This window comes from Burkholderia sp. AU28863 (genome assembly GCF_002223195.1).
GTDB classification, from domain to species: domain Bacteria; phylum Pseudomonadota; class Gammaproteobacteria; order Burkholderiales; family Burkholderiaceae; genus Burkholderia; species Burkholderia sola.
In genome coordinates this window covers 638,254-651,044 of the sequence record NZ_NKFE01000003.1, presented here as the reverse complement: position 1 = coordinate 651,044, position 12,791 = coordinate 638,254, and the positions used below count along the sequence as shown (strand labels likewise).

At 68.5% G+C, this 12,791-nt stretch carries 9 protein-coding genes; 5 read left to right on the top strand and 4 right to left on the bottom strand.

The window, feature by feature from the left end; genetic code table 11:
* Positions 1-38: 38 nt before the first annotated feature.
* The 3 genes from pdxY to CFB81_RS05460 all read left to right on the top strand — a co-directional run bounded on the left by pdxY (position 39) and on the right by CFB81_RS05460 (position 4,913).
* Positions 39-899: a pyridoxal kinase PdxY gene (pdxY, locus tag CFB81_RS05470; protein WP_050011428.1), complete on the top strand. Its 861-nt coding sequence runs from the start codon at positions 39-41 to the stop codon at positions 897-899.
* A gap of 352 nt (positions 900-1,251) precedes the next feature.
* The gene (locus CFB81_RS05465; RefSeq protein ID WP_089434753.1) at positions 1,252-3,396 is read left to right on the top strand and encodes a phosphocholine-specific phospholipase C; all 2,145 of its coding nucleotides are present in this window, start codon (positions 1,252-1,254) and stop codon (positions 3,394-3,396) included.
* 368 nt (positions 3,397-3,764) lie between these two features.
* Positions 3,765-4,913, top strand: coding sequence for a branched-chain amino acid ABC transporter substrate-binding protein (locus tag CFB81_RS05460; protein WP_089434752.1), 1,149 nt, complete (start codon positions 3,765-3,767; stop codon positions 4,911-4,913).
* A 185-nt stretch (positions 4,914-5,098) separates the two neighbouring features.
* On the opposite strand, the gene CFB81_RS05455 is transcribed toward CFB81_RS05460, so the two are convergent.
* Positions 5,099-5,848, bottom strand: coding sequence for a FadR/GntR family transcriptional regulator (locus CFB81_RS05455; protein ID WP_011544971.1), 750 nt, complete (start codon positions 5,846-5,848; stop codon positions 5,099-5,101).
* Between the two features lie 358 nt (positions 5,849-6,206).
* Here CFB81_RS05455 and gudD point away from each other — a divergent pair, with 358 nt between their 5' ends.
* Positions 6,207-7,559 carry a glucarate dehydratase gene (gene gudD, locus CFB81_RS05450; protein ID WP_089434751.1) on the top strand — a complete coding sequence of 451 codons (1,353 nt, stop codon included), beginning with the start codon at positions 6,207-6,209 and terminating at the stop codon, positions 7,557-7,559.
* 200 nt (positions 7,560-7,759) lie between these two features.
* Here gudD and CFB81_RS05445 read toward each other — a convergent pair whose 3' ends face one another.
* From CFB81_RS05445 to CFB81_RS05435, 3 genes are all read right to left on the bottom strand, one after another.
* The gene (locus CFB81_RS05445; protein WP_089434750.1) at positions 7,760-8,224 is read right to left on the bottom strand and encodes a DUF2214 family protein; all 465 of its coding nucleotides are present in this window, start codon (positions 8,222-8,224) and stop codon (positions 7,760-7,762) included.
* A 39-nt stretch (positions 8,225-8,263) separates the two neighbouring features.
* On the bottom strand, positions 8,264-9,073 hold the full coding sequence (locus CFB81_RS05440) for a hypothetical protein (RefSeq protein ID WP_089434749.1): 810 nt from the start codon (positions 9,071-9,073) through the stop codon (positions 8,264-8,266).
* A gap of 236 nt (positions 9,074-9,309) precedes the next feature.
* Positions 9,310-10,374 carry a glycosyltransferase family 4 protein gene (locus CFB81_RS05435; protein WP_034186533.1) on the bottom strand — a complete coding sequence of 355 codons (1,065 nt, stop codon included), beginning with the start codon at positions 10,372-10,374 and terminating at the stop codon, positions 9,310-9,312.
* Positions 10,375-10,940: 566 nt separating this feature from the next.
* Between CFB81_RS05435 and CFB81_RS05430 the strand changes: the two genes are divergently transcribed.
* Complete coding sequence (locus tag CFB81_RS05430; RefSeq protein ID WP_069620528.1) at positions 10,941-12,773, top strand: ABC transporter ATP-binding protein; 1,833 nt, start codon at positions 10,941-10,943, stop codon at positions 12,771-12,773.
* The last annotated feature ends 18 nt before the right edge of the window (positions 12,774-12,791 follow it).

Genomic DNA, 12,791 nt, shown 5'->3' with positions numbered 1-12,791 from the left:
GTGTGACGTGACCCTGAAACGCGTGCAGGCGAATTCCCATGAAAAACGTCCTCAGCATTCAGTCGCACGTCATCTACGGCCATGCCGGCAACAGCGCGGCCGTGTTCCCGATGCAGCGCCTCGGCGTCAACGTCTGGCCGCTCAACACCGTCCAGTTGTCGAATCACATGCAGTACGGCCACTGGGCCGGCAGCGCGATCGACGCCGCGAAGATGGAACAGCTCGTCGACGGCATCGCCGCCATCGGCGCGCTCAAGCGTTGCGACGCGGTGCTGTCCGGCTTCCTCGGCTCGCCGCCGCAGGCGCGCGCGGCGGTCGAGATCGTGCGCTCGGTGAAGGCGATGAATCCGAACGCGTGGTACTTCTGCGATCCGGCGATGGGCCAGACGGGCGGCGTCCGGCCCGAGCCCGGCGTCGAGGAATTCATCGTCCAGGAAGTGCCCGCGCTCGCGGACGGCATGTCGCCGAACCACACCGAACTGCAGAAGCTCGCCGGGCGACGCATCGAGACCGTCGCGGAAGCCGTCGACGCGTGCCGCGCGCTGATCCGCCGCGGCCCGAAGATCATCCTCGTCAAGCACCTGCACGACCGCAACAGCCCGGCCGACCGCTTCAACATGCTCGCCGTCACCGAAACCGAAGCGTGGATCGGCCAGCGGCCGCTGTATGCGTTTCCGCGCCATCCGGTCGGCGTCGGCGACCTGACCAGCGCGATCTTCGTCGCATGCCGGTTGCGCGGCGACTCGGTGCGCGCCGCGTTCGAACACACGCTCGCGGCCGTGCACGCGGTCGTGAAGGCCACCTACGACGCGCGCCGCTACGAGCTCGAACTCGTCGCCGCGCAGGACGAAATCGCGCGGCCGAGCGAATGGTTCGGCGCGTGGGTGACCGACGCCTGACGGTGCGCATCGCCCTCCTCGCCGCGGCCGTCGTCTGCCGCCCTCTGTCGCCCCGCGCTGCCACCCGCTGCTCCGTCGCCGCCCCTCGCCGCCCCTGCCGTTCTCCGCTCCTCCGGGGTGCCGCGCGCCGCCCGTCTCGCCCGTTGCCGCCGCCCCTCGGTCCGTGCGGCGGCGCACCGCCGGCTGCAACCCGAGCCACGCGTGCAAACGTTTCCGGACTTCACATGAATGACACCGATTCCTCGCTATGCTCGCGGCGGCACGCACCGACGCAGCCGCATCCTGCGATTCGGTGCGCGCCCTTTCCGCAGGTCCCGCCAATCGGCTCCCTCTTTACCCCACGATAACGACCATGACCCGATCGAACCGTCGTGACTTCCTGCGCGTCGCCGCCGGCACTGCCGGCGCCGCCGCGCTGAACCTGTTTCCGCCCGTGATCCGCGATGCGCTCGCCATTCCCGCGAACCGCCGTACCGGCACGATCCGCGACATCGAACACATCGTGATCCTGATGCAGGAGAACCGCTCGTTCGACCACTACTTCGGCACGATGCGCGGTGTCCGCGGCTTCGGTGATCCACGCCCGCTGCGCCTCGCGAACGGCAAGTCGGTGTTTCACCAGCCGGTCGGCCCGGCCGAACTGCTGCCGTTCCACCCGGGCGCCGACAAGCTCGGCCTGCAGTTCCTGCAGGACCTGCCGCACGGCTGGCAGGACATGCACGCCGCCTGGAACAAGGGCCGCTACGACCAGTGGGTGCCGAACAAGGGCACCACGACGATGGCGTACCTGAAGCGCGACGACATCCCGTTCCACTACCAGCTCGCCGACGCGTTCACGATCTGCGACGCGTACCACTGCGCGATCCCGAGCTCGACCGACCCGAACCGCTACTACATGTGGACGGGCTACGTCGGCAACGACGGCACGGGCGGCGGCCCGGTGCTCGGCAACGAGGAAAAGGGCTACGGCTGGACGACCTATCCGGAAGTGCTCGAACAGGCCGGCGTGTCGTGGAAGATCTACCAGGACGTCGGCACCGGGCTCGACGCAAACGGCTCCTGGGGCTGGACGCAAAACCCGTACATCGGCAACTACGGCGACAACGCGCTGCTCTACTTCAACCAGTACCGCACCGCGCTGCCGGGCACGCCGCTGTACGACAAGGCGCGCACCGGCACCAACATCAGCGCCGGCGGCACGCTGTTCGACGTGCTGCAGCAGGACGTGAAGAACGGCACGCTGCCGCAGGTGTCGTGGATCTGCGCGCCGGAAGCGTATTCCGAGCACCCGAACTGGCCGGCCAACTACGGCGCGTGGTACATCGAGCAGGTACTGAAGGCGCTCGTGTCGAATCCGGACGTGTGGAGCAAGACCGCGCTCTTCATCACGTACGACGAAAACGACGGCTTCTTCGACCACGTGCCGCCGCCCTTCGCGCCGCAGTCGCGCGACAACGGGCTGTCGACGGTCGCGACGACCAACGAGGTGTTCGCGGGCGACGCATCGCACATGGCCGGCCCGTACGGGCTCGGGCCGCGCGTGCCGATGCTCGTCGTGTCGCCGTGGACCAAGGGCGGCTGGGTCTGCTCGCAGACCTTCGATCACACGTCGCTGCTGCAATTCATCGAGGCGCGGTTCGGCGCGCAATATCCGGTCACGGCCGCCAACGTGTCGCCGTGGCGCCGCGCGGTGTGCGGCGACCTGACGTCGGCGTTCGACTTCGCGACCGCGGACGCCGCATGGCCGACGCTGCCCGACACGAGCGGCTACGCGCCGCCCGACCGCGCGCGCCATCCCGACTACATCCCGGTGCCGCCGGTGCTGCAGAAGCTGCCGAAACAGGAAGCCGGGCTGCGTCCGGCGCGCGCGCTGCCGTACGAGCTGTTCGTGCACGGCCGCGTCGAAGCCGCGAACGGCCAGTTCCGGCTGACCTTCGCGAACACGGGCCGGGCAGGCGCCGCGTTCCAGGTCCAGTCGCGCAACCGCGTCGACGGCCCGTGGGCGTACACGGTCGAAGCCGGCAAACGCATCGCCGATACGTGGAGCGCCGCCGCGTCGCTCGGCCTGTACGACCTCGACGTATACGGCCCGAACGGCTTCTACTGCCATTTCCGCGGCCCGTTCGCGACCGGCGTCGGCAGCGCGAGCGTGAACCCCGAAGTGATCTACGGCTACGACGTCGCGAACGGCAACATCACGCTGCGCCTGATGAACCGCGGCCACAAGGCCGTGCGGCTCAAGGTCACGAACGCGTACGGCCACGGTCACGCGCGCACGTTCGACCTCGCGCCGGGCGCGCACGTCGACGATTACTGGGATCTGCGCGGCAGCCACGGCTGGTATGACCTCACCGTCAGCGACGGCCGCCTGCTCGGCTTCCTGCGCCGCTTCGCGGGCCACGTCGAAACGGGCCGCCCGAGCACCAGCGACCCGCTGATCCGCACGACCGCGTCGCACGACGACGCCGAAGCCGCGTCGGACGCCCTGTCCGACTGACGTCGACCCACGCGCGGCGCGGCCCCGGCGGGCCGCGCCGCGTCTTTGCCCCGCGCCGCTCCCCTCTCCGCGCCCGTTCCGTTCGCGACGGGAAACTCCCGATACCGGCCACCCGCGCTCGCGCGGAAGCTATGCGCAAATCCGCATCGAATGCGCGACAAATTTCCAAGACCCGCGCATATCGGCGACCTATATATCGAAGCAATCGGGGCTCTTCGCGGAGCCTGACGGGAGACGTTTCCGAGGATCACGTTGCCGACCTCCCCGCCCGATTCCGAGAAGCGGTCGAACCGCCCGCCCGTCGCACGCGCCCGGCCCGCCCGGACGCGCGCGGTACCCACTCGCCGGTGTCGAACAAGAGGAACAACATGAAATTCCGTCATTCCCTGCTGTCGGTGTCCATTGCCTCCGCGCTTGCCCTCCTCTCGCAACAGGCCGCTCACGCCGCCGACGCAACCGACGTGAAGGTCGGCTTCGCCGCGCCGCTCACGGGCGTGAACGCCGGCTACGGCAAGGATCTGCAAAACGGCGTGCAGCTCGCGCTCGACGATGCGGTCGCGCAGAAGGTACAGATCGCCGGCAAGCCTGCCCACTTCAATCTCGTCGTGCAGGACGATCAGGCCGACCCGCGCATCGGCGTGCAGGCCGCGCAGGCGCTGGTCGACCAGAACGTGTCGGTCGTGGTCGGCCACTTCAACTCGGGGACGACGATTCCGGCGTCGGTGGTCTACGACAAGGCCGGCATTCCGGTGATCGACCCGGCCGCGACCAATCCGACGCTCACGTCGCGCGGGCTCGCGAACATGTTCATGGTGATCGCGACCGACGGCCAGAACGCCGGCAACGCGGGCAAGTACGCGGTCGACGTGACGAAGGCGAGGCGCATCGCGATCATCGACGACCGCACCGCGTTCGGCCAGGGCGAGGCCGACGAATTCGAGAAGGCCGTGAAGGCCGCCGGCGGCAATCTCATCGGGCGCGAGTTCACCAACAACCAGGCGGTCGATTTCCGCGCGCAGATCACGAGCCTGAAGGGCAAGAACCCGGACCTGATCTTCTTCGGCGGCCTCGATTCGCTGGCCGCGAACTTCATCAAGCAGATGCGTCAGCTCGGGCTGAACGCGCAGTTCGTCGGCGGCGGCGGCGTGAAGGACAACGAGTTCATCAAGATCGCGGGCCCGGCCGCCGAAGGCGCGATGGCGTGGGAATACGGCCGGCCGCTCGACGAACTGCCACAGGGCAAGGATTTCGAGGCGCGCTTCAAGAAGCGCTTCGGCGTCGACGTGCTGTCGTACGCGCAGTTCGGCTATGACGCGGCGTGGGCGGCCATCAAGGCGATGCAGGCGGCCGGTTCGACCGACCCGAAGGCCTATCGCCCTGCGCTCAGGAAAGTCGACTTCGAAGGCGTGACCGGCCGCATCTCGTTCGCGAACGACGGCTCGCTGAAGAGCGGGATGTCGACGCTGTACCAGGTGAAGAACGGCGCGTGGAAGACGATCGTGACGAAGGGAGGCTGATCGGCAAGGCAGGCGGCCGGCGGCGGGCACGCCGCCTGGCCGCCGAGATCGACGCGGTCACGTCGATCGCGGCGGGCACGCCGCCTGGCCGCCGAGATCGACGCGGTCACGTCGATCTCATATGACGACTGATGTTAAAGCGATTTCACCCGGCCCGCAGCCGCGCGGGCTCCGCGACCCGGCGGTCAGCCGGCCTCGGCCTCGGCCGCCTCGTGCGCGCGGCGCAGCCGCTCGCGGCTGTTCGTGAGGTGCGTGCGCATCGCGGCTCGGGCCGCTTCCGGGTCGTGCCGCGCGATCGCCTCGTAGATATCCTCGTGCTCGTGATTCAGCCGGCCGACGTAGCGCTCCAGGTCGTCGCCGGCAAAGCGCGCCGAATTCACGCGCGTGCGCGGGATGATCGACGTGCCGAGCTGCGTCATGATGTCGACGAAATAGCGGTTGCCGGTGGATTGCGCGATCTGCAGGTGGAACTGAAAGTCGAGCTGCGCGGTGTCGCGGCCGCCGCCAGCGCCCGTCGCGATGGCGTCGAGCGCGCGCCGCAGCGCGGCGAGGTCGGCATCATTGGCGCGCTGCGCGGCGAGGCTCGCGCACTCGCTTTCGAGACTGATGCGCAGCTCCAGCACCGCGAGCACGTCGCGCAGTGTCGTGATCGTCGCGGGATCGATGCCGAGCGTCTGGCGGCGCGACGGCTCGAGCACGAAGCTGCCGATGCCGTGGCGCGTCTCGACGAGGCCGCTCGCCTGCATCCGCGAGATCGCCTCGCGCACGACCGTCCGGCTCACGCCCTGCGCCGCCATGACTTCGGTTTCGGTCGGCAGCTTGTCGCCGGGACGCAGCGTGCCGTTTTCGATCTGCGCGGTCAGCGCGTCGACGACATCTTGTGCGAGGCTGCGTGCGCGACGGCGCGGCGCTGCGGGAAGCGTAGGCACGGACATGTGGCCGGTTCCTTTTTGAATGATCGTCATGTGAGCCGAGGGTTTACGCGGGGTTTGAGCGAAAGCCGATGATTCATTATACTGCGTCACAAGTCATCCGACGACTGATGATCAGCGCACGGTCTCCTGTCGACTCAGGTCGGCTGTTCAGTCCCGCCTGGTCCCGTGCGTGACGATCGGCCCGCGATCGCGTGCTGCGTTCCGCGGGCCCGGTTGTCGCTTCCACCCCGTGTTCGGGTTGCGTCGACATGCGGGGCTTGCGCGCCGCGCACGTCGGTTGTCGAATGATCGCACCTCAAGCCGCGCGCGGCAAAGCTTTTGCCGCCCGGCATCGCCTACTTTTTCGCCATCGCCGCCCATGAACGCCGTCACTGCCTCGCCTTCCCACGACACGCCGCGCATCGTCGACCTGCAAGCGATTCCGGTCGCCGGCCACGACAGCATGCTGCTCAACCTGAGCGGCGCGCACGGCCCGTTCTTCACCCGCAACCTCGTGATCCTGAAGGACAGCGCGGGCCGCACGGGCGTCGGCGAAGTGCCGGGCGGCGAAAGCATCCGCCGCACGCTCGACGACGCGCGCGCGCTCGTCGTCGGCCAGCCGGTCGGCAACTATCACGCGGTGCTCAACGACGTGCGGCGCACCTTCGCCGACCGCGACGCGAGCGGCCGCGGGCTGCAGACCTTCGACCTGCGCACGACGATCCACGCGGTCACCGCGCTCGAAGCCGCGCTGCTCGACCTGCTCGGCCAGCATCTCGGCGTGCCGGTCGCCGCGCTGCTCGGCGAAGGCCAGCAGCGCGAGCGCGTCGAGATGCTCGGCTACCTGTTCTACGTCGGCGATCGCACGAAGACGGCGCTCCCCTATCGCGACGGCCGCGGCGCGACCGACGACTGGACCCGCGTGCGCGACGAAGCGGCGCTGACGCCGGAAGCCGTCGTGCGGCTCGCCGAAGCCGCGCATGCGCGCTACGGCTTCAACGACTTCAAGCTGAAGGGCGGCGTGTTCGACGGGGCGAGCGAGATCGAAGCCGTGACGGCGCTCGCCGAGCGCTTCCCCGACGCGCGCGTGACGCTCGATCCGAACGGCGCATGGTCGCTCGACGAGGCCGTGCGGCTGTGCCGCGATCAGCATCACGTGCTCGCCTATGCGGAAGATCCGTGCGGCGCGGAGAACGGTTACTCGGGCCGCGAGGTGATGGCCGAATTCCGCCGCGCGACGGGGCTGCCGACGGCCACCAACATGATCGCGACCGACTGGCGGCAGATGGGCCACGCGGTGCAGTTGCACGCCGTCGACATCCCGCTCGCCGATCCGCATTTCTGGACGATGCAGGGTTCGGTGCGGGTCGCGCAGATGTGCCGCGACTGGGGCCTCACGTGGGGCTCGCATTCGAACAACCACTTCGACGTGTCGCTCGCGATGTTCACGCACGTCGCGGCCGCGGCGCCGGGCCAGGTCACGGCGATCGACACGCACTGGATCTGGCAGGACGGCGAACGGCTGACGCGCGAGCCGCTGAAGATCGAGAACGGGCTGGTGGAAGTGCCGAAGCGGCCGGGGCTCGGCATCGACATCGACATGGATGCGGTCGCGCTCGCGCACGAGCGGTACAAGCAGCACGGCCTCGGCGCCCGCGACGACGCGGCGGCGATGCAGTATCTGATCCCGGGCTGGACGTTCAACAACAAGCGCCCGTGTCTCGTGCGCTGATGGCGGAGCGAACCGGGCGGCGGGCCCGCCCGGTCGGAACGGAATGATGCGGTTCGACCGTGGAGCGGCGATCGCCTGCCGGGGAGACCGGCGGAGCAAGAGCGGGATTCGCGCGCGCAGCTGGCCGGTCGGCCGCCGACGAATCCTGGCCTGCCGCCTTGAGCGGCGGCACCTACCCAGCCAGCCTTAGCCGGGCGCACCTACCCGGCCAGCCCAATCCCCCGCGCCATCCCCGACGCGGCGAACACGATGACGATCACCAGCACCGCCTGCCAGTGGCCGATCCGCACATAGGTGCGCGCACGGCCGGTATCGGGCATCTGCTGCCGCCGCGCGGCGGCACGCCAGCGGATCAGCCCCAGCATCGGCACGACCTCGAGCAGCAGGATCAGCACGAGCGCGGTCATCTTCAGGTGAAAGAGCGGTTCGTGCAGGTAGTACGCGGTGCCTTTCTCGAAGCCGCCGAACGCGCGTGCCGCGCCCGTCGCGATCAGCACGAGCGCCGACGCGCCCCAGACCGCATCGGCCTTGAACACGCCGGGCAAGTCGACCGCCTGCGCCGACGCGACGAGCCGGCGCAACGCGCGATTACGCGCCGCGATCGCGGCAAACGCGACGCCGAACGCACTCAGGTGAATGGCAGCCAGCAACCAACGGACGATCATCGCGCCTCCTTGTCGCCCGCGCCCGGTGCGCGAGCCCTGTCAGACGATTTGCTTGAGCGCCGCGTCGAGCGCGAGCACCGCGACGCGGTCGCCTTCGGTCGCGAGCGGCGTGCGCATCACGATCTGCCGGTTGTGGCCGACAGCCGCCGGCGAATCCCACAGCAGTTCCACCTTCGGCCGATTGAACAGGCTGCCGCGACGCGGCGGCACGACCGCCGGCTGCGCGCCCTGCTCGCCCGCGGCAGGCGCGGCGGATGCGACCCGGCCGGGCCAGCGCACCGACAGCTCGCGCGCGTCGTACTGGCCGACCTTGCGGCTTTCCATCCAGACGATCGCGGTGCGCGTCAGCACGTCGAGCGAGATCGCATACCGGCCGACCGCGAAGCGGCGCGCGGCCACGTTGGTCCGCCACAGCGGCCGCGGCCGGCAGATCCAGACGATCGCCGCGTACAGCGCCGGCGCGGCGACGAGCCAGCCGTTGGTCGCCGTCACCGCATGCAGCGCGCGGCGCCAGCCGGCCGCCCACGTGAACGCGCCGATCGACCACACGGCGAACAGGAAACCGATCAGCGCGAACACGCGCAGCGCCTGGCGCAGCCACTGCGGCAGCGGATGGAACGGCCGCTCGGCCCGTGCGGCGGCGCCCGGCAGCGCGAGCAGCAGGAAGATCAGGATGAGGTAGATGAATGCCCACGGCGACGACACCATCGCCGACAGCGACGAGCGATAGCCCATCTGGGACATCGAGAACAGCCAGCGCGCGAGCAGCACGAGACCGATCGCACGCAACGCGAAGATCACGCCGGCGCCGGGGGCCGGCGCTGCGCGCGTGGTTTTCGTTCTCGCCAAGACTGCTCTCCTCTGGATAGTCGTACCGGGCCGGATTTCACGGCACGGCCATTATAGGGACATTACCGTCTGGACAGACGGCAGGATGGCGTGCCGGGCCGCTTCGAGGGCGGTTCGCAGCGCCGGGCGCGGCGAGAATACAACAGATCCGCGCCGCAGATGTGACAACGCCCCGCCGGAAAACCCGGACGGGGCGTCGTGGCGGCCGCGCGCCGCCATGCGGCGGCGGCCCGCAATCAGCTTGCGTTGACTTCGCGGAGCACCGTGCGGCGCTTCTGGCGCAGCAGTTCCTCGTAGCCCTTCACGTAGTTCTGCGCCATCACCTTCGACGAGAAACGGGCTTCGAATGCGGCGCGAACCTTCTCGCGCGGCAGCGTATCGAGACGCTTGAGGGCAGCGACGGCCGACAGTTCGTCTTCGACGACGAAGCCCGACACGCCGTTGTCGATCACTTCCGGCACCGAGCCGCGCTTGAACGCGATCACCGGCGTACCACAGGCCATCGCCTCGATCATCACCAGACCGAAAGGCTCCGGCCAGTCGATCGGGAACAGCAGCGCATGTGCGTTGCCGAGGAATTCGGTCTTCTCCGCCTCGCTGATTTCGCCGATGTACTCAACGTGCGGCAGCGCGAACAGCGGCTTGATCTTCTCTTCGTAGTAAGCGCGGTCGGCCTTGTCGAGCTTCGCGGCGATCTTGATCGGCAGGCCGGCCTGCTCGGCGATGCGGATCGCGGTGTCGACGCGCTTCTCCGGCGAGATGCGGCCGAGGAACGCGAGGTAGCTCGGCTTCACGTTCGGGATCGGCGTCAGCAGGTTTTCCGGCAGGCCGTGGTAGACGGTCGACAGCCAGTTCGCCTGCGGCAGCGGGATGCGCTGGTTGTCGGAGATCGACACGACCGGCACGTCGCTGAACGCGTTGAAGATCGGCTGCAGTTCCGGCAGGTCGAGACGGCCGTGCATCGTCGTCAGATGCGGCACCGGCTGGCGCGAGAACAGCGAGAACGGGTAGTAGTCGATGTGGCAGTGCAGGACGTCGAACTCTTCCGCGCGGCGGCGCACCTGCTCGAGGAGCAGCATGTGCGGGGCCATCACGTCGCGAATCGTCGGGTCGAGGCGCAGCGCCTGCGGCCAGCACGCTTCGAGCTTCGCGGAGGTCTGCGAATCGCCGCTCGCGAAGAGCGTGACGTCATGCCCCATCTCGACGAGTGCTTCGGTGAGATAGGACACCACTCGCTCGGTACCGCCGTACAGTTTCGGGGGCACCGCTTCATGCAACGGAGCGATTTGGGCGATTCGCATGCGTAACTCCTAAAAAATCGGCAAAAAACCAGGTATGGGTCGGCAACCTGCCGGTGGTCCGGGCTGGAAACATGTCGTCCGAACCTCGGACGAATCAGCCTGCCGGGGGCGTCGAACCCGCGCTGCTCGAGGAGCGTCGGCGACGCGACAGGCATAGAACGTTTGAAACGAAGACCCGTTGACAGGGGTTCGTAAAAAAACCTGGAATCGAACCCGGAGCCGATTATCTAGGGTTATTCCCGATGCGGCGCACGACATTTCAAACACTTTACTTTGTTACAAAGGCGCAACACTTTGCAACCCGCGGACTCGGGCGTCCGTTCTAGAGTGGAAGGCCGTTTTGGCGATCCTTGTTAACCCGCAGCTGCCGGCAGCGTGATTCCGGCACACGGCGCAGGACGGGATGCCGGATTTTATCTCAAAATCGAGCGCGAGCCCCTGGCCAAGGCAAGATTCGCGCAGCGCGACGCGCGGCGTTGTTTACAATGCCGGATTATTCAGTCCGGGCGAACGCCGGCCTGCGACCCAGCCGCCCCGCTCAATCACCGAATCACCGCACCCATATTTTGGAATCTCTCACCCCCGCCCAGCGCAACGCCCACAACGCGAAGCTGTCGAGCTACGCGCATCGGCCGATCGCGTTCCTGTTCCGCTACATCCGCCTCCACCCCGTCGCGCATCTGATCGTGCTCTGCAGCGTGCTGGCCGCCGTCGGCTGCGCGCTTGGCTCGCAATATGCGATCAAGCACCTGATCGACGTGCTCGCGACCGGACGCCATCACCCGGGCCCGCTGTGGAGCGCGTTCGCGCTGCTCGTCGGGCTGATCGCGGCCGACAACCTGCTGTGGCGCGTCGGCGGCTGGGTCGCCGCGCACACGTTCGTCGCGGTCACCGGCGACCTGCGGCGCGACCTGTTCCAGTACCTGATCGGCCATTCGCCGACGTATTACTCGGAGAAGCAGCCCGGCACGCTCGCCAGCCGCATCACGGCCACGTCGAACGCGGTCTACACGTCGGAGAACACGATGGCGTGGAACGTGCTGCCGCCGTGCATCGCGGTGATGGGCGCGATCCTGATGATCATCGTCGTCAATCCGCTGATGGCGGCCGGCCTGCTCGGCTGTTCGGCCGTGCTGTCCATCATCCTGTTCAAGCTCGCCGGCCGTGGCTCCGCGCGCCATCACGCGTTCGCGGCGAAGGCCGCGGCGGTCGACGGCGAGCTCGTCGACGTGATCGGCAACATGGGCCTCGTGCGCGCGTTCGGGATGACGCTGCGTGAACAGAAACGCTTCAGCGCGACGGTGAAGGCCGAGATGGATGCGCGCCAGCAGAGCCTGCTCTATCTCGAAAAGCTGCGCCTGCTGCATGCGGTGATCACCGCGATGCTGTCCGCCGGCCTGCTCGGCTGGGCCCTGTGGCTGTGGGATCAGGGCCGCGCGACGTCGGGCGACATCGTGCTCGTCAGCTCGCTCGGCTTCACGATCCTGCACGGCACGCGCGATCTCGCCGTCGCGCTCGTCGACGTCACGCAGCACGTCGCACGCCTGTCCGAAGCGGTGAAGACGCTGCTCGAGCCGCACGGCATGCCGGACCGCTCGGACGCGCAGCCGCTGTCGGCCACGGGCGGCCGCGTCGACTTCGAGCGCGTGACGTTCGCGTACCCGCACCGCCGCGCGATCCTCGACCACTTCGACCTGCATATCGAGCCGGGCCAGCGCGTCGGCCTGATCGGCAAGTCGGGGGCGGGCAAATCGACCGTGCTCGCGCTGCTGCAGCGCTTCTACGACACGCAGGACGGCGTCGTGAAGGTCGACGGCCAGGACGTGAAGGCCATCACGCAGGACAGCCTGCGCCACGCGATCGCGCTGGTGCCGCAGGACATCTCGCTGCTGCACCGGACCATCTACGACAACATCGCATACGGCCGCCCCGACGCGACCCGCGACGAAGTGCTCGCGGCCGCGCGCGACGCGCGCTGCGCGGAGTTCATCGAGGCGATGCCGGAAGGCTATGACACGATCGTCGGCGACCGCGGCGTCAAGCTGTCGGGCGGCCAGCGCCAGCGCATCGCGATCGCGCGCGCGATCCTGAAGAATGCGCCGATCCTGTTGCTCGACGAAGCGACGTCGGCGCTCGACAGCGCCTCCGAGGAAGCGATCCAGAGCGCGCTCGACCGGCTGATGGTCGGCCGCACGGTGATCGCGATCGCGCACCGCCTGTCGACGCTGCGCAACTTCGACCGCATCATCGTGATGAGCAACGGCAAGGTGATCGACGACGGCCCGCCCGAGGTGCTGCGCAACCGCCCCGGCCTGTACCGCGACCTGCTCGCGAAGCAGCACGGCCGCCATCATGCGGCCCCGGACGGCAACACGCCGACCGGCGAACGCGTGGCCTGACGCGCCGGCATCCGGCCG

Bases quoted from the DNA above. Each gene is read 5' to 3' on its own strand.
- pdxY (WP_050011428.1), top strand. From the start codon at position 39: ATGAAAAACGTCCTCAGCATTCAGTCGCACGTCATCTACGGCCATGCC.
- gudD (WP_089434751.1), top strand. From the start codon at position 6,207: ATGAACGCCGTCACTGCCTCGCCTTCCCACGACACGCCGCGCATCGTC.
- CFB81_RS05460 (WP_089434752.1), top strand. From the start codon at position 3,765: ATGAAATTCCGTCATTCCCTGCTGTCGGTGTCCATTGCCTCCGCGCTT.
- CFB81_RS05455 (WP_011544971.1), bottom strand. From the start codon at position 5,848: ATGTCCGTGCCTACGCTTCCCGCAGCGCCGCGCCGTCGCGCACGCAGC.
- CFB81_RS05465 (WP_089434753.1), top strand. From the start codon at position 1,252: ATGACCCGATCGAACCGTCGTGACTTCCTGCGCGTCGCCGCCGGCACT.
- CFB81_RS05445 (WP_089434750.1), bottom strand. From the start codon at position 8,224: ATGATCGTCCGTTGGTTGCTGGCTGCCATTCACCTGAGTGCGTTCGGC.
- CFB81_RS05435 (WP_034186533.1), bottom strand. From the start codon at position 10,374: ATGCGAATCGCCCAAATCGCTCCGTTGCATGAAGCGGTGCCCCCGAAA.